The 19,238-nt window shown below is 45.4% G+C and carries 26 protein-coding genes; 24 read left to right on the top strand and 2 right to left on the bottom strand.

Annotated elements, in window-relative coordinates:
- The first annotated feature begins 4 nt into the window (after positions 1-4).
- Genes H8696_RS03090 through H8696_RS03075 form a run of 4 tightly spaced genes read left to right on the top strand, consistent with a single transcriptional unit; the run spans position 5 to position 2,970 of the window.
- Positions 5-319, top strand: coding sequence for a YdcP family protein (locus H8696_RS03090; RefSeq protein WP_249314834.1), 315 nt, complete (start codon positions 5-7; stop codon positions 317-319).
- A 15-nt stretch (positions 320-334) separates the two neighbouring features.
- Positions 335-733: a YdcP family protein gene (locus H8696_RS03085; protein ID WP_249314832.1), complete on the top strand. Its 399-nt coding sequence runs from the start codon at positions 335-337 to the stop codon at positions 731-733.
- Between the two features lie 47 nt (positions 734-780).
- A complete protein-coding gene (locus H8696_RS03080) occupies positions 781-1,563 on the top strand; it encodes a Mom family adenine methylcarbamoylation protein (RefSeq protein WP_249315967.1) in 783 nt (260 codons plus the stop codon).
- Positions 1,564-1,578: 15 nt separating this feature from the next.
- Complete coding sequence (locus tag H8696_RS03075) at positions 1,579-2,970, top strand: FtsK/SpoIIIE domain-containing protein (protein WP_249314830.1); 1,392 nt, start codon at positions 1,579-1,581, stop codon at positions 2,968-2,970.
- A 2-nt stretch (positions 2,971-2,972) separates the two neighbouring features.
- Here the strand turns inward: H8696_RS03075 and H8696_RS03070 are convergent, their stop codons facing one another.
- Positions 2,973-3,173, bottom strand: a complete 201-nt coding sequence (locus H8696_RS03070; protein WP_249314828.1) for a helix-turn-helix domain-containing protein — start codon at positions 3,171-3,173, stop codon at positions 2,973-2,975.
- 109 nt (positions 3,174-3,282) lie between these two features.
- Here H8696_RS03070 and H8696_RS03065 point away from each other — a divergent pair, with 109 nt between their 5' ends.
- The 18 genes from H8696_RS03065 (at position 3,283) to H8696_RS02980 (ending at position 17,482) form a co-directional block, all read left to right on the top strand.
- Positions 3,283-3,699, top strand: a complete 417-nt coding sequence (locus tag H8696_RS03065) for a hypothetical protein (RefSeq protein WP_249314827.1) — start codon at positions 3,283-3,285, stop codon at positions 3,697-3,699.
- 233 nt (positions 3,700-3,932) lie between these two features.
- A complete protein-coding gene (gene mobT, locus H8696_RS03060; protein WP_249314825.1) occupies positions 3,933-5,150 on the top strand; it encodes a MobT family relaxase in 1,218 nt (405 codons plus the stop codon).
- Positions 5,151-5,154: 4 nt separating this feature from the next.
- On the top strand, positions 5,155-5,289 hold the full coding sequence (locus H8696_RS03055; protein WP_249314824.1) for a DUF3789 domain-containing protein: 135 nt from the start codon (positions 5,155-5,157) through the stop codon (positions 5,287-5,289).
- Positions 5,286-5,507 (top strand): hypothetical protein, encoded by a 222-nt coding sequence (locus H8696_RS03050; protein WP_002592295.1) that lies wholly within the window; start codon positions 5,286-5,288, stop codon positions 5,505-5,507. Before H8696_RS03055 ends, H8696_RS03050 begins: the two co-directional genes overlap by 4 nt.
- Positions 5,508-5,590: 83 nt before the next feature.
- A complete protein-coding gene (locus H8696_RS03045; RefSeq protein ID WP_249314823.1) occupies positions 5,591-5,827 on the top strand; it encodes a hypothetical protein in 237 nt (78 codons plus the stop codon).
- The gene (locus tag H8696_RS03040; protein WP_407926363.1) at positions 5,824-6,318 is read left to right on the top strand and encodes an antirestriction protein ArdA; all 495 of its coding nucleotides are present in this window, start codon (positions 5,824-5,826) and stop codon (positions 6,316-6,318) included. Before H8696_RS03045 ends, H8696_RS03040 begins: the two co-directional genes overlap by 4 nt.
- A gap of 14 nt (positions 6,319-6,332) precedes the next feature.
- Entirely contained in the window at positions 6,333-6,827 is a 495-nt protein-coding gene (locus H8696_RS03035; RefSeq protein ID WP_330605298.1) for an antirestriction protein ArdA, read from the top strand.
- 112 nt (positions 6,828-6,939) lie between these two features.
- Positions 6,940-7,329 (top strand): conjugal transfer protein, encoded by a 390-nt coding sequence (locus H8696_RS03030; protein WP_002592290.1) that lies wholly within the window; start codon positions 6,940-6,942, stop codon positions 7,327-7,329.
- A complete protein-coding gene (tcpF, locus tag H8696_RS03025; RefSeq protein WP_249314819.1) occupies positions 7,316-9,766 on the top strand; it encodes a conjugal transfer ATPase TcpF in 2,451 nt (816 codons plus the stop codon). Before H8696_RS03030 ends, tcpF begins: the two co-directional genes overlap by 14 nt.
- A gap of 5 nt (positions 9,767-9,771) precedes the next feature.
- Positions 9,772-11,988: a CD3337/EF1877 family mobilome membrane protein gene (locus H8696_RS03020; protein WP_249314818.1), complete on the top strand. Its 2,217-nt coding sequence runs from the start codon at positions 9,772-9,774 to the stop codon at positions 11,986-11,988.
- Positions 11,985-12,989, top strand: coding sequence for a bifunctional lytic transglycosylase/C40 family peptidase (locus H8696_RS03015; protein WP_249314816.1), 1,005 nt, complete (start codon positions 11,985-11,987; stop codon positions 12,987-12,989). The genes H8696_RS03020 and H8696_RS03015 overlap by 4 nt, the downstream gene beginning before the upstream one ends.
- 21 nt (positions 12,990-13,010) lie before the next feature.
- Entirely contained in the window at positions 13,011-13,919 is a 909-nt protein-coding gene (locus tag H8696_RS03010) for a conjugal transfer protein (RefSeq protein ID WP_249314815.1), read from the top strand.
- 119 nt (positions 13,920-14,038) lie between these two features.
- The gene (locus tag H8696_RS03005; protein WP_249314813.1) at positions 14,039-14,353 is read left to right on the top strand and encodes an ArsR/SmtB family transcription factor; all 315 of its coding nucleotides are present in this window, start codon (positions 14,039-14,041) and stop codon (positions 14,351-14,353) included.
- Between the two features lie 85 nt (positions 14,354-14,438).
- The gene (locus tag H8696_RS03000) at positions 14,439-15,452 is read left to right on the top strand and encodes a permease (RefSeq protein ID WP_249314812.1); all 1,014 of its coding nucleotides are present in this window, start codon (positions 14,439-14,441) and stop codon (positions 15,450-15,452) included.
- Between the two features lie 30 nt (positions 15,453-15,482).
- Entirely contained in the window at positions 15,483-15,860 is a 378-nt protein-coding gene (locus tag H8696_RS02995; RefSeq protein WP_249314810.1) for a thioredoxin family protein, read from the top strand.
- 14 nt (positions 15,861-15,874) lie between these two features.
- The gene (arsB, locus tag H8696_RS02990) at positions 15,875-16,918 is read left to right on the top strand and encodes an ACR3 family arsenite efflux transporter (protein WP_249314809.1); all 1,044 of its coding nucleotides are present in this window, start codon (positions 15,875-15,877) and stop codon (positions 16,916-16,918) included.
- Positions 16,911-17,312 carry an arsenate reductase/protein-tyrosine-phosphatase family protein gene (locus tag H8696_RS02985; protein WP_249314807.1) on the top strand — a complete coding sequence of 134 codons (402 nt, stop codon included), beginning with the start codon at positions 16,911-16,913 and terminating at the stop codon, positions 17,310-17,312. Before arsB ends, H8696_RS02985 begins: the two co-directional genes overlap by 8 nt.
- On the top strand, positions 17,309-17,482 hold the full coding sequence (locus H8696_RS02980) for a cysteine-rich KTR domain-containing protein (RefSeq protein ID WP_249314805.1): 174 nt from the start codon (positions 17,309-17,311) through the stop codon (positions 17,480-17,482). The genes H8696_RS02985 and H8696_RS02980 overlap by 4 nt, the downstream gene beginning before the upstream one ends.
- A 101-nt stretch (positions 17,483-17,583) precedes the next feature.
- Here the strand turns inward: H8696_RS02980 and H8696_RS02975 are convergent, their stop codons facing one another.
- The gene (locus H8696_RS02975; protein WP_249314803.1) at positions 17,584-17,940 is read right to left on the bottom strand and encodes a helix-turn-helix domain-containing protein; all 357 of its coding nucleotides are present in this window, start codon (positions 17,938-17,940) and stop codon (positions 17,584-17,586) included.
- 567 nt (positions 17,941-18,507) lie between these two features.
- On the opposite strand from H8696_RS02975, the gene H8696_RS02970 reads away from it, so the two are divergent.
- The gene (locus H8696_RS02970) at positions 18,508-18,924 is read left to right on the top strand and encodes an RNA polymerase sigma factor (RefSeq protein WP_249314801.1); all 417 of its coding nucleotides are present in this window, start codon (positions 18,508-18,510) and stop codon (positions 18,922-18,924) included.
- A gap of 3 nt (positions 18,925-18,927) precedes the next feature.
- The gene (locus tag H8696_RS02965) at positions 18,928-19,167 is read left to right on the top strand and encodes a helix-turn-helix domain-containing protein (protein WP_249314799.1); all 240 of its coding nucleotides are present in this window, start codon (positions 18,928-18,930) and stop codon (positions 19,165-19,167) included.
- The last annotated feature ends 71 nt before the right edge of the window (positions 19,168-19,238 follow it).

Below are 19,238 nucleotides of genomic sequence, written 5' to 3'. Positions count from 1 at the left end.
ACATATGGAATTAAAACACGTAATCCCTAACATGGAAAAGACATTCGGAAACTTGGAATATGCCGGAGAGGGCAAGACCGAGCAGCGTCGGGTAAACGGGCGCATGACGGTCATTTCCCGAAGTTTCAATCTGTACTCTGACGTACAGAGAGCCGACGACATTATTGTTGTCCTGCCTGCTTCTGCCGGAGAGAAAAATTTTGAGGTGGAGGAAAAGGTAAAACTTATCAACCCGAAAATCACGGCTAACGGTTACAAAATCGGCACCCGTGGATTTACCAACTATATCCTGTCCGCTGACGACATGGTGAAAGCATAAGGAGGTCGAGAGATTATGAGATTAGCAAACGGAATTATCATAGACAAGGAAAAGACATTTGGCGTGCTGAAATTCTCTGCCCTTAGACGTGAGGTACACATCCAGAATGAGGATGGCACAGTGTCCGAGGAAATCAAGGAGCGCACGTATGATTTGAAGTCCAGAGGACAGGGGCGCATGATACAGGTGAGTATCCCGGCTTCTGTGCCGTTAAAAGAGTTTGACTACAACGCCGAGGTGGAGATCATCAACCCGGTGGCGGATACGGTGGCGACTGCCACGTTTCAAGGGGCAGACGTGGACTGGTACATCAAAGCCGACGATATTGTATTGAAGAATAAAGGCGTTCAGCCAACAGCCAACCCACAGAACCATAACCAGCAGCCGAGAAAGGACAATCTCAACGGAAAATAAGCCTGTTAATGGGATTTTGACAACCGACAGAAAGGAGAATTAGATTTATTGAGCGTTTAGCAATACGGGAAATCCCTAAAGATACAGCGGTCGCTTTCATACGGGAGTACCATTATTCCAAAGTGATACCACGGCTCTGCGTCTACTTTTTGGGGATTTACCATGAAAACCGATTAACAGGGGTTGTGGAGCTTGGATGGGGAACACAACCCTTACAGACCATCCGCAAGATTTTCCCACAGCAGGAGCTGGTGACATCCGATTATCTGGAAATCGGGAAGATGTGCTTTCTACCAGAAATGAACCATAACCAGTATTTTGGCAGCCTTGCCCTCTCCGCTTTGATGAAGTGGCTACGGGTAAACACGGGCTGCCTTTTTCTATATACCCTTGCGGATGGCATAGAGGGAAAATGCGGTTATGTGTATCAGGCTTCTAACTTCTACTACCTAGGCAGCTTCAAGACGAGCGTATACCGTGACCGGGAAACAGGCGAAAAGATACATCCCCGAAGTGCCAGAATACTGCTGGAAGAAAATGAAAATGCCCGTATGGATGGCGTAAAGAAGCGGCACTGGCTGACCCATGTGTTCTGTGAGTACAAAGGGATAGAGAAGATCAACGGACTTATGTTCCGTTATATCTATCCACTGACAAAAGAAGCAAGGCAGATTTTAAACGCCTATCCCTGTTACGCCAGACACCACTATCCCAAAGATGGCAGCCTGCTGTTTCAAAGACGGGTTTCTAACAGAGTCTATGAAACCATCCGGCAGCCGCATTTTGATAAGAACACCTGCCGCTATAACACACAGGACTATAACCATTGAGGAAAGGAGGACTTTATGCGATTTCACAAGCTCTATAAAGGCAACCGTATCCGAGCCAGTGACAGGTCGCTGGTGGTGCGGTCATTGGGCGGTCGGCTGGCGTGCCTGTTTCTTGCGGTCGTGCTGCTTTTGAATATCAATACGCTGCTGCATACAGACTGGAACACGGTTTCGCTATTTCATAATGGCAGCATAAAGCTCACGGTCACACCCTACATGATAGTATCTCTCATAGCGGCGGTGCTGGTGTGCGCCTTGGCTGCGCTCCTGTACGCCCGTTACCAGCCGGACAGGATAAAGCAGCTCTGTCACCGTCAAAAACTGTCACGGATGATACTGGAAAATGGCTGGTATGAGTCCGAGCAGTCACAGGATGGCGGCTTTTTTAAAGACCTGCCTGCCAGCAGGTCAAAGGAGAATATCACCCACTTTCCCAAAATGTACTATCGCTTGGAAAATGGACTTATTCACATACTGGCAGAAATCACCTTGGGAAAATATCAAGACCAGCTCCTGCACTTGGAAAAGAAGCTGGAAACAGGCTTGTACTGTGAGCTGGTTTCCAAAGAGCTGAAAGACAGCTTTGTAGAGTATGTGCTGCTCTATGACACCATTGCCAACCGTATCACCATAGACGAGGTACAGGCGGCAGGTGGCAGCCTGCGGCTCATGAAAAATGTGTATTGGGAGTATGACAAGCTCCCTCATATGCTGATTGCTGGCGGCACTGGCGGCGGTAAGACCTACTTTATCCTTACCATCATAGAAGCACTCCTGCGTACCAACGCTGAATTGTATGTGCTTGACCCGAAGAACGCTGACCTTGCCGACCTGTCCGCTGTTATGCCCGAAGTCTACTACCGAAAGGAGGAAATCACAGACTGTATCGACCGCTTTTATGAGGGCATGATGGAACAAAGCGAAACCATGAAGCTCATGGACGGTTACAAAACGGGAGAAAACTATGCCTATTTAGGTCTGCCGCCCCACTTCCTCATTTTTGACGAGTATGTGGCGTTTATGGAAATGCTGACGACAAAAGAAAACGCTTTGGTCTTGAATAAGCTGAAACAGATTGTCATGCTTGGGCGGCAGGCAGGCTATTTTCTCATTCTCGCCTGCCAGCGACCTGACGCTAAATATCTTGGTGACGGTATCCGTGACCAGTTCAATTTCCGGGTTGCACTTGGCAGGATGTCAGAGCTTGGGTATTCTATGATGTTCGGTGAGGTAGACAAAGACTTTTTCTTAAAGCAGATCAAAGGGCGTGGCTACGTGGATACGGGAACGAGTGTCATATCAGAGTTTTACACTCCCCTTGTACCCAAAGAGCATGACTTTTTAACGGTGATTGGGGAGCTGGCAGAAAAGGAGGTAAAAAAAGAAGCTACGGGAACATCCCCATAGCTTTAGCGTAATTTCAATATGTCATTTGGCGTGCAGTCAAGAAATTCACACAATCTGGCAAGTATCGCAAGGTCTACTCTGGTGACTTTGTTTTTACAGTAGTTGTTAAGCTGTGTCCGCTGCAACTTACACGCTTCACAGACTTTATTTTTACTGATATTCTTCTCTTTCAAAAAATTTTCTAAATCAATGTATATCATCATGATATGCTTACCTCTGTCCTTTTCTTTAAATTATAAGTACATCTGTATTGAAAAATAAGATGTATTGCAATACACTGTATTAGAATACAGGTGTTAGGAGGACAAGAGATTGAGAAGAAAGAAAGCCAGATTACTTGCCAGTATTATATTTATTATGTCCATAGGAATAGGATTTTATCTACAATATGGGCGAAGCATGGATGTCTATAATAGTTTCTCTATGAGTGCAACGAATTTCCATGAAGAAAGGATAACTGTGATAGCAAACAAGCTATACATATGGGACAAGGAAAGGTGCGCAAAAGAGATATTTAAACGGTGCAGAAAAAATGATTTTAAAAGCATACGTTTTAGCTATGATTATGCGAAACCAAACGCCTTGTATGTGTCGGTATATTTATCCGAGCATAGCGTGAAATCTGGAACTCCTGCTTTTGAGTTCTCTTACACACAGGAAGATACTATAAATGGCACATACAACATTTTAGACCATCCACAATATTTTCATCTTAAAATCGGGTCATAACCCACCCTTGCAGGCAGGACGGACAGGCGGCGTGCGAAGCGAAAGCCGCTGGTTCGTCCTAGCCGTGTTGGGGCGGCTTGCCGCCACAACCATTCGCCCCCCGGTATCTAACAGGGGGGCACAAATACAATAGGAAACAGTCAAAGAAGTTGGGAAAGTCCTTGTAAAATAAGGACTTTTTCTACTTTCATAAGATGTCAACTGGAACGCTTCTAGTTGACACTTTTTCCAGAATGGAGGGATTTTTACTGGATGATACAGAATGGAACACGGATTTAAAAGAAAAGCGGCTGGCATACGGCGTTTCACAAAATAAGCTGGCGGTGGCGGCTGGCATTACAAGGCAGTACCTTGGCAAGATAGAGTCCGGCAATGCTATTCCCAGTACGGAAATCAAAGAAAACCTGCAAAATGCTCTGGAACGGTACAATCCAGAAACGCCGCTTACCATGCTGTTTGATTACGTGCGGATACGGTTTCCTTCCACAGACGTGAAATTTGTGGTCGAAACCATTCTCAAATTGAAGCTGGACTTTATGATACATGAGGACTTCGGCTTCTACTCTTATCCAGAGCATTACTACATGGGGGATATCTTCGTCTTGGTATCCCCTGAACAGGAGAAAGGGGTGCTGCTGGAACTGAAAGGAAAAGGCTGCCGCCAGTTTGAAAACTTCCTGCTGGCACAGCATAGGAGCTGGTACGACTTCTTTATGGACGCTCTCTGCGAGGGCGGCGTATTCAAGCGGATAGACCTTGCCATCAACGACATGGTGGGGATACTTGACATCCCAGAGCTGACCGCTAAATGCCGGAATGAGGAATGTATATCCGTGTTCCGGAGTTTCAAGTCCTACCGCTCCGGTGAGCTGGTACAGAGCCATGAGGAAAACAAGTCCGGCATGGGGCACACGCTCTATATCGGTTCGCTGAAATCAGAAGTCTACTTCTGTGTGTATGAAAAAGATTATGAGCAGTACGTGAAATACGACATCCCCGTTGAGGAAACGCCTGTCAAGAACCGTTTTGAAATCCGCTTGAAGAATGAGCGAGCTTACTATGCGGTGCGTGACCTGCTGACCTACTACGACGCTGAACGTACTGCATTTTCCATCATCAACCGCTATGTGCGGTTTGCCGATAAGGACGACACGAAGCGACGGAGCGAATGGCAGACAAACCAGCGTTGGGCGTGGTTTCTCGGTGAGGGGCGTGGTCGGCTGAAACTGACGACCGAACCGGAACCGTACAATTTCCAGCGTACCCTAAACTGGCTGGCAAGGCAGGTCGCCCCTACCTTACAGGTAGCGGAAAAGCTGGATAAACAGAACAACACGACGGTGATTAAGGACATGGTGAAACATGCGAAGCTCTCCGACCGATTGGAAAAGGTCTTGCGGCAGCTCTCTGTCACCGTGGAGGAAATGACCGTCAAGGACAAGGAGGAATAGGAAAATGTGGCATATATTGTTTGACCTGTTGCTGGTATCAATCGGCATGGGAATGGGCGTGTTACTTATGTGTATTCTGCAAGTCGGGAAAGAAGCCGACACCCATTTAGAAGAAATGGAAAGGAGCAATGAAAAATGAACTTTGGTCAGAACCTATACAACTGGTTTTTGAGCAACGCACAGAGCCTTGTGCTAATGGCAATCGTGGTGATTGGCATTTACTTAGGCTTTAAGCGTGAGTTCAGTAAGCTGATTGGCTTTCTGGTGATTGCCTTAATCGCTGTCGGTCTGGTGTTCAACGCTGGCGGCGTGAAAGATGTACTCTTAAACCTGTTCAACAAGATTATCGGAGCTTAGAATCAAGGGTTTGCGCTTGCCGCAAACCTACCTCTCCCCCTATGGGAGTTCGGGCATAGGGGGAATGAAAAGGGGGTGACGGAATGGTACAAAAAGACATCTTCACGGTGATACAGGCTAAAATCGGGTGTGACAGACGTACCGAGCTGCCTTACCACAAGCGTGAAATCTGGCAGGAAATCAAAAAGCTGCCGCTTGCTGCCTATCCGCTGAACCAATTAGAAGAATTTTCCCACTTTGTATTTGATGTAGATTATGCTGTTTTGGTGGGAATACTATCAGAATTGAAAGGACGTGATTTATCACTATGTATGAAATGAGATTATATATCCTAAACACCACAAAACCTTATAACGACGACGAGGATGGTTATGCTGGCGCATGGTTTTCCTGCCCTGTGACCTTTGAGGAAATCAAGGAAAAATTAGGCGTGGAAAAAGAGGAAGATTTTGAAATTGAGGACTACGAGCTGCCCTTTTCCCTAAGTCCTGATATGCCCCTTTGGGAAATCAACGCCCTGTGCCGCATGGTGCAGGAAATCGAGGGCACGCCCCTTGGCAATGAACTAAACGAGATACAGGCAAAGTGGTTTCACAACATCAGCGACTTTTTCGACCACAAGGACGAGATACGCCACTATGATGTGCCGGACTCGGCTTCTCTTGCAGAATACCTTGTCATGGAGGAACACTGCTTCGGAGAGCTGCCGCCGGAACTGGCAAAACACATAGACTTTATCTCCTACGGTCATGAGCTGGAACAAAGCGACGAATACCTCTTTACGACCAGCGGCGTGTTCCGCTATCGGTAAGGCGGTGACTGCCTTTGGAGGAAATGCGTGTCTACATTGCCAACCTTGGCAAGTATAACGAGGGGGAGCTTGTGGGCGATTGGTTTACGCCGCCTGTGGACTACGACGAGATGGCAGAACGGATCGGCTTGAATGACCGATACGAAGAATACGCCATCCATGACTATGAGCTGCCCTTTGAAATCGACGAGTACACGCCCATTGAGGAAGTCAACCGTCTGTGCGAGATGGTGGAAGAACTGGACTATCCGCTGAATGAGGTGATTGACGACCTGCTCTGCCATTTTTGCAGCGTGGAGGAACTCTACGACCACAAGGACGACATTATCCAATTCCCTTGCGACAACATGGTGGACGTTGCCTACCATTTGATTGACGAGTGCGGCGTTCTGGGCGAGATACCCGACCGACTGAGAAACTACATAGACTATGAAGCTTTTGCCCGTGACATTGACTTGGAGGGGTGCTTCATAGAAACCAGATACGGAGTCTTTGAGTGTCCGTATTAACAAGCTGGCAGACCTGCACAAACGTGTGATTCTGGCAGCTTATTTTATGAGCAGCAGTCTGTGAAATGCAGGCTGCTGTTTCCATTTTTGAAGAAAGGAATGGTACAAAACATTGAAGAAAATAAGAAGCTATACCAGCATTTGGAGCGTGGAAAAGGTCATTTATGCTATCAATGACTTTCAGCTCCCGTTCCCCATCACATTCACACAGATGGCGTGGTTCGTGGTATCCCTGTTTGCGGTGATCGTATTTGCGGAACTGCCGCCCCTAAACATGATTGACGGGGCGTTCCTCAAATACTTTGGTATCCCCGTGGCGGTGACGTGGTTCATGAGCCAGAAAACCTTTGACGGAAAGAAACCCTACGGTTTCCTAAAATCCAGTATCAGTTACCTGCTGCGCCCAAAAGTGACCTACGCCGGGAAAGCGGTGAAGCTGAAAACGGAACTATTGAATACAGCCATTACGGCAGTTAGGAGTGATGTGTATGTTCCCCATTAAATATATCGAAAACAATCTGGTGTTCAACCATGACGGGGAGTGCTTCGCCTACTATGAGCTGATACCCTACAATTATTCGTTCCTGTCGCCGGAGGAAAAGTACATGGTGCATGACAACTTCCGGCAACTTATCGCACAGAACCGTGACGGGAAGATACACGCCTTGCAGATCAGCACCGAGTCCAGTATCCGGCAGACACAGGAACGCTCCAAAAAGGAGGTCACAGGCCGGCTTTGTGAGGTGGCTAGTGCAAAGATAGACGAACAGACCGAAGCGTTAGTTGAAATGATTGGGGAAAATCAGATTGACTACCGCTTTTTCCTTGGCTTCAAGCTGCTGGTAAATGAGGAAGAAATCAGCTTGAAGCACGCCGGAAAGTCCGCTGCCATGACCTTTGCTGATTTTCTGTATGAGGTCAACCATCAGCTCATGGGGGATTTTGTATCCATGAGTAATGATGAAATCGCCCGTTTCCAAAAGATGGAGAAGCTCTTGGAGAGCAAAATCTCCCGCCGCTTTAAAATCCGGCGTTTGGAAAAACACGATTTTGGCTACCTAATCGAGCATATTTACGGGAAAACAGGCGTTGCCTATGAGGACTATGCCTACAACTTCCCCGTAAAGAAGCTGAAAAAAGAAACGCTGGTAAAGCGGTATGACCTTATCCGTCCGACACGCTGCCAGATCACGGAGAACCAGCGGTACTTAAAGCTGGACAGTGAGGAACAGACGACCTTTGCCGCCTACTTCACAATCAACAATATCGTCGGGGAGCTGGATTTTCCATCTTCGGAAATCTTCTACTACCAGCAGCAACAGTTCACGTTCCCCGTGTCCACGTCCATGAATGTAGAAATCGTCACCAACAAGAAAGCATTGACGACGGTTCGCAATAAGAAAAAGGAATTAAAAGACCTGGACAACCACGCTTGGGAGTCCAACAACGAAACCAGCAACAACGTGGTGGACGCTCTGGACTCTGTAAATGAGCTGGAAACTACTTTAGACCAGTCCAAAGAGTCCATGTATAAGCTGTCTTACGTGGTGCGTGTGGCGGCAGATAGCTTGGACGAGCTGAAACGCCGCTGTGATGAAGTCAAGGACTTTTACGACGACCTCAATGTGAAGCTGGTGCGCCCGTTCGGGGATATGCTTGGTCTGCATGGAGAGTTCATTCCAGCCAGTAAGCGGTACATCAACGATTATATCCAGTACGTGACAAGTGATTTTCTGGCAGGTCTTGGCTTTGGTGCGACACAGCAGTTAGGAGAAAGCGACGGTATCTATATCGGCTATAACCTTGACACGGGCAGAAATGTGTACTTAAAACCGAGCCTTGCGGCACAGGGAGTCAAAGGCTCTGTGACAAACGCCCTTGCTGCGGCGTTCCTTGGCTCACTAGGGGGCGGTAAGTCCTTTTGCAACAACCTCATTGTCTACTATGCGGTGCTGTTCGGCGGCAGTGCGGTCATTGTAGACCCAAAATCCGAGCGTGGGAACTGGAAAGAAACGCTGCCGGAGATTGCACAGGAAATCAATATCGTGAACCTTACCAGTGAAGCGAAAAACAAAGGACTGCTTGACCCTTACGTGATTATGAAGAACTTAAAAGACGCTGAAAGCCTAGCAATCGACATCCTGACCTTTTTAACAGGTATCAGTAGCCGTGACGGTGACAAGTTCCCGGTGCTTAGAAAGGCAATCCGTTCTGTGACACAGGGCAAAAGGCGAGGTCTTTTGTGCGTCATTGACGAGCTGCGGAAAGAGGACACTCTTGTTTCCAACAACATAGCGGAGCATATCGAGAGCATGGTGGACTATGACTTTTCCCATCTGCTCTTTTCCGACGGTACGGTGGAACAGTCCATCAGCTTAGATAAGCAGCTCAACATCATACAGGTGGCTGATTTGGTGCTGCCAGACCGTGACACGAAGTTTGAAGAATACACCACAATGGAGCTGCTTTCTGTGGCTATGCTTATCGTTATCAGTACCTTTGCCCTCGACTATATCCACTCCGACCGGAGCATTTTCAAAATGGTGGATTTAGATGAAGCGTGGACATTCTTACAGGTGGCACAGGGCAAGGCTCTGTCCAACAAGCTGATACGTGCAGGGCGTTCTATGAACGCTGCCGTTTATTTCGTGACACAGAACTCCGGCGACGTGGACGACGAGAAGATGAAGAACAATATCGGCTTAAAGTTTGCGTTCCGCTCCACGGACATCAGCGAGATCAAGAACACGCTTGAATTTTTTGGTGTGGACAAAGACGACGAGAACAACCAGAAGCGGCTACGGGATTTGGAGAACGGACAATGCCTGTTTCAAGACCTTTACGGTCGGGTGGGCGTTATCCAGATACACCCTGTCTTTGCCGACCTGTTCCATGCCTTTGATACCAGACCGCCAATCCAGACAGAAGAAACGAGGTGAAGCCTATGCGTAAACATAAAATACTGCGCTATGCAGGTATCACCCTCTTAGTCATTGTGGGTATCCTCGTTTTCCTGTCCATCACAGGTACGGTGGCTCATGCCGCCGGATTGGTGGACGACACGGTGGACGCTGCCAACCAGTATTCTAAGTATCCGCTGGAAAACTACCAGCTTGACTTCTACGTGGACAGCTCATGGGATTGGCTGCCGTGGAACTGGCTGGACGGTATCGGCAAGAGTATCCAGTACGGCTTGTACGCCATCACCAACTTTGTCTGGACGGTCAGCATGTATATCTCCAACGCCACAGGGTACGTGGTGCAGGAAGCCTACAAGCTGGACTTTATCTCCGATACCGCAAACGCAATCGGAACAAACATCCAGACACTTGCCGGGGTAAATGCAGGCGGCTTTTCTACACAGGGGTTCTACGTGGGTTTCCTGCTTATCCTTGTGCTGCTGGTGGGTATCTACGTGGCGTACACAGGTCTTATCAAGAGGGAAACTACAAAAGCTGTCCATGCAGTCGTCAACTTCCTTGTGGTATTCGTCCTGTCAGCGTCCTTTATCGCTTACGCTCCCAACTATATCACGAAAATCAATGACTTTTCCTCGGACATCAGCAGTGCGGCATTGTCACTGGGTACGAAAATCACCCTCCCAAACTCCGACAGTCAAGGGAAAGACAGTGTGGACTTGGTACGGGACAGCCTGTTTTCCATACAAGTACAGCAGCCGTGGCTGTTATTGCAGTACGGCAGCTCCGATATGGAGGACTTGGGTGCAGACCGTGTGGAAAGCCTGCTCTCTGCCAGTCCGGACACCGACACCAGAGAGGATACGGTAATTGCAGAAATCGAGGACAAGGACAATCCAAACATGAGCGTCACTAAGACCATGAGCCGCTTGGGAACGGTGGTCTTTCTGTTCCTATTCAATATCGGCATTTCCGTCTTTGTATTCCTGCTTACAGGCATGATGATTTTCTCGCAAGTGCTGTTTATTATCTACGCCATGTTCCTGCCTGTGAGCTTTATCCTGTCCATGATACCCTCTTACGAGGGCATGGCAAAGAAAGCCATCACAAAGCTGTTCAACGCTATCATGATGCGGGCAGGCATTACCCTCATTATCACCGCCGCCTTTAGCGTGAGTACCATGTTCTACTCCATCTCGGCAGGCTATCCGTTCTTTATGATTGCCTTTTTGCAGGTCGTCACCTTTGCAGGTATTTATTTCAAACTGGGTGATTTGATGGGAATGTTCAGCTTGCAGTCAGGCGACGCACAGCAGGTCGGCAGGCGTATCTTCCGGCGACCTTATATGCTCCTAAACCGAGGGGCAAGGCGCATGGAGCGTCGTGTCGGCAGGACGTTAGCCGCTGGCATGGCTGGCGGTGCGGTGGGTGCTGCGGTGGCTTCTGGCAGCCGTAAACCCGATACAAGGAAATCAGCGGACAGACAGAACCACGCCACAGGCAGCCGCCCCAACCACGATACCGGACAATCCGGCAGTACCGCTACCTTTGGCAAGCGTGCTGGCTCTAAGGTGGGTGCGGTGCTGGATACAAAGCAGAGAGTCAAAGACAAGGCACAGTCCGTTAAAGAACAGGTGAAAGATATGCCGATACAGGCAGGATACGCCGTCCATTCCGTGAAAGAACGGGCAAAGGAAAACGTGTCCGACTTCAAGCGTGGCATGGTGGAAGAAAAAACCACCCGGCAGCAAGGACGGGCGGCAAAACAGGGCAGCCACAGGCAGACCATAGCGGAAAAGCGCATGGCAATGGAAAAGGCAAAGCCGACAGGATCAGCGGCGAAAGGTACTGCCCCTGTCCATGAGCGACCAGCCACAACGCCTGTATCCGGCGTAACAACACCACAGGCGACCGCTGCGAAAGGTGCAGCTCCTAAGACAGAGCCGACCAGCAAGGAACGTCCGGCGGCAGTAACCAGAGAAAGCTATGAGAAACCGCCGACCACGAAAGGCAGAGAGCCAGCGGCAAAGCCACAGGAACAGCGCACGCAAGTGGTACGGGAGTCTACGGCACGTCCACAGACGGTCAAAGAGCCTGCAAAGCCACAGGCGGTAAAAGAGCCTGCTCCTGTCGGAACTAAGACTATTCGCCAGACCTCGGCACAGAAAACAAGCCGGAATATCCAGCGTAACACCGGGAAGAACTCCACCACCCACAACACGAAGAAAGGACGGAAAAAATGAAGCTGCGGCATTTAGCACTGCTTGGTGGGATTTTCACGGTGATTATCAGCCTGCTGTTGTTTCTGTTTATCGTCACATCCGACGACGAGGAAAGCGGCGGCAGCTCCGGCTTTGACTATTCGGGCATGAACCTGTCAGCAGAGGTCTTAAAACATCAGCCGACTGTGGAGAAATATGCGAAACAATACGGCATTTCAGACTATGTGAATTACCTGCTCGCCATCATGCAGGTAGAGTCCGGCGGCACAGCGGTGGACGTTATGCAGTCCAGCGAGTCTTTAGGTCTGCCGCCCAACTCTTTAGGAACAGAGCAGTCCATTGAACAGGGATGTAAGTATTTTGCTTCTCTGCTTGCTTTGGCAAAAGCAAAAGGCTGTGATATAAACACCGTCGTCCAGAGCTACAACTATGGCGGCGGTTTTATTGATTATGTGGCAAGCCACGGAAAAAAGTACACCTTTGAACTGGCGGTCAGCTTCGCAAGGGAGAAATCCGGCGGTGTCAAAGTGACTTATAAAAATGAAATCTCCATCAAAGAAAATGGCGGCTGGCGGTATAAGTACGGAAATATGTTCTATGTCCGGCTGGTGGCGCAATATCTGGCAGTGCCTAATTTCAGCAACGCCACGGTACAGGCAATCTTCAATGAAGCTCTCAAATATCAAGGCTGGACATATGTGTTCGGGGGCGATAACCCGAACACCAGCTTTGATTGCAGTGGTCTGGTGCAGTGGTGCTATGGCAAGGCTGGAATTAACCTGCCGAGGGTGGCGCAAGACCAGTACGACGCAACACAGCACATCCCACTGTCACAGGCGAAAGCTGGTGATTTGGTATTCTTCCACAGTACCTACAATGCCGGAACCTATGTCACCCATGTGGGGATATATGCAGGAAATAACCGTATGTATCATGCCGGAAATCCGATTGGCTATACAGACCTAAACACTTCGTACTGGCAGCAACACATCATTGGTGCTGGACGTGTGAAATCCAACTAAGACAGAAAGGAAATGGTAACTATGAGATTTAATAAAAAAGAGAAAGAAGCAAAACCCAACAAGACGAAAAAAGTGCGTGTTCTAAAAGCAGGCACGCACAAGAAATCCGTGATTGCCCTGTGGCTGGTGCTGATTGCCAGCGTCAGCTTCGGGGTGTATAAGAATTTCACCTCCATTGATATGCACACTGTCCATGAGAAAGAGGTCATAGAGCAGCGTATCGTGGATACCAACAAGATTGAAAACTTTGTCAAGGACTTTGCAAAAGCCTATTATTCATGGAGCAATAACAAAGAAGCCATTGAAGCAAGGACAAAAGCCATCAGCCAGTATCTAACAAAGAGTTTGCAGGATTTGAACGTGGACACGGTGAGAAGCGATATTCCCACCAGTTCTGCGGTGAATGAGGTGAAAATCTGGAACTTGGAACAGGCTGGCACAGACGAGTATACCGTCCTCTATTCGGTCGATCAGACCATCACAGAGGGCGACCAGAACAGCCGTAATACTGCTGCTTATACTGTGGTGGTTCATGTGGATGGTGATGGAAACATGGTAATCACAAAGAACCCGACCATCAGCCGGATACCGGCAAAATCCGGCTATGAGCCAAAGGCAGCGGAAAGTGACGGAACGGTGGACGCTGCCACCACAGAGGAAGTGACGGAGTTCTTGGAAACATTCTTCAAGCTGTATCCGGCGGCTACGGACAAGGAGCTTTCCTACTATGTGGCTGGCAATGCGCTGAAACCTGTAAACACTGATTATCTGTACTCCGAGCTAATCAATCCGCTATTTACAATGGATGGGGATAAGGTCAAGGTGTCCATGTCGGTGAAGTATCTCGACCAGCGGACAAAGGCAGCACAGATTTCACAGTTTGATTTGGTGCTGGCTGAAATAGATGGGAATTGGAAGATTATAAAATAAAAATTTTGTTAGGCGGCAAGTAAATTTTTTGCCGCCATTATTTTTTAAAAACATATTGACATTTATCTATGTGTTGCGTATAATACACATATAGACGATTGTCTATGGGAGGTGATTAAATGGATTTAGACGAAAAACAAACTGCAATTATTTTTAAAGCTTTTTGTGATGAAAACCGCATTAAGATATTACAGTTACTTAAAACGGGTGAAAAATGTGCTTGTAAGCTACTAGAAGAAATTAACGTAACACAACCTACTTTATCGCACCACATGAAAATTCTTTGTGACTCTGGTGTTGTTACAGGACGTAAAGAGGGTAAATGGACACATTATTCTATTTCTCCAGAGGGTGCAGCTTATGCAATGAATTGTTTACTAGAGCTTACCAGAATAGAACTTCAAGATAACAAATTGTCGTGTTGTGGAAAGTAATATAAGACTTCTCAACACGGCATAATATAACATCAATATATAGATAGATTTAAATATGACTATATATCAGAAAGGAATTTTAATTATGCAAACACTAGAATTAGGATGGGATTTCTTTCAGAATGAAATCCTTGGAATGGGTTGGTTAAATAGGCTTATAGGAGTCCTGCTAAATACGATTGGTTTAGACACTTCAAGCCGAATAGGTGGCAGTGTTCAATTCTTCTTGTATGATACGATTAAAATAATGGTATTACTTGGAGTATTGATTTTAATAATATCTTATATCCAGAGTTATTTTCCACCAGAAAGAACTAAGAAAATTCTTGGAAGATTTCACGGGATATGGGCGAATATACTAGCCGCTTTACTTGGAACGGTAACACCTTTTTGCTCGTGTTCTTCCATCCCACTATTTATCGGATTTACAAGTGCTGGTTTACCACTTGGCGTAACCTTTTCTTTTTTGATTTCGTCACCAATGGTTGACTTAGGCTCTCTTGTTTTGCTAATGAGTATATTCGGTTGGAAAGTTGCCATTGTGTATGTGGTGCTAGGTCTTGTAATTGCTGTTGTTGGTGGTACATTGATTGAAAAAATGCACCTTGAAGATCAAGTAGAGGAATTTATTCGCAAAGGAAACTCCGTTGACGTACCGCAAGAAGAATTACTATTTAAAGATAGAATGAGATATGCTTGGGAGCAAGTAGTTTCAACTGCAAGAAAGGTCGCTCCTTATGTATTGGTGGGTGTTGGTATTGGTGCTTTAATTCATAACTGGATACCAGAACATTTGATTGTGAAAGCGTTAGGAACAGGAAATCCCTTTGGAGTTATTATTGCTACTATTGCAGGTGTGCCTATGTATGCTGACATATTTGGCACTATTCCTATTGCCGAAGCATTACTGGCAAAAGGAGCAATGCTCGGTGTGGTTTTATCTTTTATGATGGGTGTTACAACACTTTCTTTGCCATCAATGATTATGTTAAAAAAAGCAGTAAAGCCAAAATTATTAGGTATATTTGTAGCAATTTGTACGATTGGAATTATTATTGTAGGTTACTTTTTCAATGCTTTTCAGTACCTACTTGTATAATAATATGAAAATTTAAAGGAGGATTTTATTATGTCATTATTTAATCATGGAAAAAAGAATGGAGAAGAAACAAAAATGCCCGCTTGCGCTTGTAATGATGGTTGTTCTACAAGTGAAGCAACTGAAATTACTAACTCTTGCTGCGGTGCAGCAAACGGCGGTATCTGTTGTATCAAGGTACTTGGCTCTGGATGTAAGAGTTGCCATGCTCTGTTAGAAAGTACAAAAGAAGCTATTAAGGCAATGGGGGTTACTGTTGAAGTGGAATATGTAACTGATATGCAGAAAATTATGGAATATGGTGTTATGAGTATGCCGGCTTTAGTAGTCAATGAAAATGTCGTTTCTATGGGAAAAGTATTAAAACCTGTGGAAGTTGAAAACTTATTGCATAAATTAGGCTTTTAAGGAGGAAGGTTGCTGTGTCAAAAGATAAAGGTATCAATGTTTTTCAGAAATATTTATCTATATGGGTAATAATATGTATGATTACAGGGGTACTAATCAGCAAATATCTTCCGAGTATTCCTGCCACCTTAAACAGATTTGAATATGCGAAAGTTTCTATTCCAATGGCATTGTTAATATGGCTAATGATTTATCCAATGATGATGAAAGTTGACTTTAAAAGCATTAAAAATGTTAGCAAAAATCCGAAAGGTCTATTTGTCACTTGGATTACGAATTGGTTAATCAAACCTTTTACAATGTACGGTATTGCCAGTTTATTCTTTTTCGTAATTTTTAAATCTTTAATCACACCAGAACTTGCAACAGAGTACCTTGCAGGAGCGGTCTTGCTTGGAGCAGCACCCTGCACAGCTATGGTATTTGTATGGAGTTCACTTACGAAAGGCGATCCTGCATATACCGTGGTACAGGTAGCAACAAACGATTTGATTATACTTGTAGCATTTGTGCCAATCGTAAAATTTTTGCTTGGAGTATCCAATGTTTCAGTCCCCTGGGATACGCTCATGTTATCGGTAGTATTATTTGTAGTTATACCACTAATAGGCGGTATGGCTACCCGATATTATGTAATAAAGAATAAAGGTCAAAATTACTTTGAAAATATATTCCTGCACAAATTTGATAATGTAACCAGTATAGGACTTTTACTAACACTTGTCATGATATTCTCATTTCAAGGTAAAGTGTTTTTAGAAAATCCATTGCATATAGTTTTGATTGCAGTGCCATTAGTTCTACAAACATTTTTAATTTTTGCTATTGCATATATAGCTTGCCATATATTTAAACTTCCCTATAATATAGCTGCCCCTGCCGGTATGATAGGTGCGTCAAACTTTTTTGAGCTTTCCGTTGCAGTAGCGATTGCTCTATTCGGAACAGCTTCACCTGCTGCATTGGCAACAACAGTAGGCGTATTAACAGAGGTTCCTGTTATGTTGTTCCTTGTTAGAATAGCAAACAAAACGAAAGGTTGGTTTACACATGAGTAAAAAGAAAGTTGCATTTATATGTATCCATAATTCATGCCGAAGTCAAATTGCAGAAGCTTTGGCAAAGCATTTTGCTCCTGATATTTTTGAAAGCTACTCTGCTGGTACTGTCAAAAAGCCATATATCAATCAAAGTGCCGTTCGGCTTATGAAACAGATTTATGGTATTGATATGGAGAAAGACCAATACTCGAAGTTGATTGCGGATATTCCCATGCCGGATATTGCAATATCTATGGGTTGTGATGTTGGCTGCCCTTATATTGGCAAAGCATTTGATGATAATTGGGGATTGCTTGACCCCACTGGACAGGATGATGAAGTATTCAAAAGTGTAATTACTCAAATTGAAAAAAATGTATTACAGCTTAAAGAAACTCTAATTAAAGTATGATAAGGACAAAATGGATACTCTGCCCTATTTGTAAGGGCAAAACACGAAGCCAGATTAGGGCAGATACAGTTTTAATAAACTATCCCTTATATTGCCCTAAATGCAAACAAATAAGTTTAATTTCAGTAAGGAAATTTGTTATAACTGTAATTAAAGAGCCAGATGCTTAGACACAGAGCCAATAATTTGAGAGTTTCTATTCTCTATTATTGGCTTGTTTTTAATACTTGCCCCATACTCCATACGATTTGTAAACAGCAAAAATGGAGGATTAAATTTCCTCCACTTCCTTGGATTTGATGATACCATCAGCGACACTTTCCATGATAACCATGTCTTTGTCGTCGAAAGTATCAAGTTGCTGCTCCAACTGTCTGCGGCGAGTGCTTTTCACTTTATCGCTAGACGGTAGGAAAATTTCATCAACGGAAACATTGAGTAAAGTTACAAGGTCGTAAAACACCTGTAAACTTGGGTGCTGCCCTTTATTCTCAATGTTTGTCAGATAGCGTGGGTCAATTTCAATTTTTGCTCCCACCTGTTCACGGGTCAGACCTTGTTTCATTCTTGCTTTTTTAATAGCAAGTCCAAAGGCTCTGAAATCGTATTTATCTTCTGTTTTACGCATAGTTAATCACCTCACTACATTTTACTGTTCCTAAAGAATTTGCAACAGGTACAGTAAAACGTATTGTAAGGTTTATCAGTTCCTATGCACAGGTAAATATCAAATTTATATACTGCTTGGCGGTAATAAAAAAAACCCGTTGTCAGCAGTAACACTTTAATACGCTCTTTTCGATAAGACGACGGTTTATACAGCCGCCGTTTTATTTTTGCCTAACGGTGGATATACTACTGGATGGTTTTGTTTTAGCGGCTTTGGGAGGTAGCCGCATGGAACGCCTGCATATTCGACAACATTCGACCACTGGTAGTCCGTTAAAAAAATCCGTTTAATTTCTGCGGCGTTTCATACTCCTGTATATGGTTTTTCACGTCATATAGCAGGAACAATTCAGATAGCACAAGATCAGTACGTCAGTATTGCCCTTGTGCTTTTTTGCTGCATAAAACTTTTTGAAAAAGTTTTTGCGGTTGGGTATCAAATCCCACCTCTTGCGGCGAGTGTTAGTGCGAAAAGAGGTAGAAGCCTTTTCGCTTTAGCAACTTTAGCTGGAAAGGAGGTGAGATTATGAAGCCATCTTCTTTCGAGAACGCTATCAGACTCCAATTTGATTGTCTGGCTCGCAAGGTTGTAGGAACAACCGTAAAGGACTATAACCGTGAGCTTGGCAGACGTGCAAAGCGTGAAACTCCATTCTGTGAGCTGCCGGAAATGGAATTAAACCATATCGGCACTTGCGACGAATACTCGGCTGAATTTACAGCCTTTGACGTATTCGGCAATGAAGTCCGTATCTATGATGAACAGCTATGTGAAGCAATCAAAGAATTAAATGAAAGGCGACGTAACATTCTGCTTATGTCCTACTTTCTTGAGATGACCGACGCTGAAATTGCAGAGGTTATGGAAATGGAACGATTTTCCGTTTGTAGAAACAGGCTGCACACATTAAAGCTAATCAGAGATATGTACGAGGAGGTATAAACCATGATGAAGTCTACAAAGAAGTGTCCGCTATTTTCCACAATCAGCTCGGCTGCTGACGGTGACGAGGTAGCAATCGGAAAGATTTTAAACCACTATGACGCTTACATATCAAAAGCCAGTTTGCGCCCGTTCTATGACGAACACGGAAATATGTATATCGTGGTCGATATGGAACTGAAAGGCAGAATACGAGCTGCGCTGATTGAAGCAATTTTGGGATTTGAAGTCAAAGTGAAATAAGTGCAACAGAGAGCGTCTACCACCTCATTTCCGCTCTTTACCGTTCTTTGAAAACTGAATAAAGTAATCAG

The organism is Gehongia tenuis, assembly GCF_014384795.1.
Classification (GTDB): Bacteria; Bacillota; Clostridia; order Christensenellales; family NSJ-53; genus Gehongia; species Gehongia tenuis.
The sequence above is the reverse complement of the archived record's forward strand: the minus strand, read 5'-3'. Positions and strand labels throughout refer to the sequence as shown.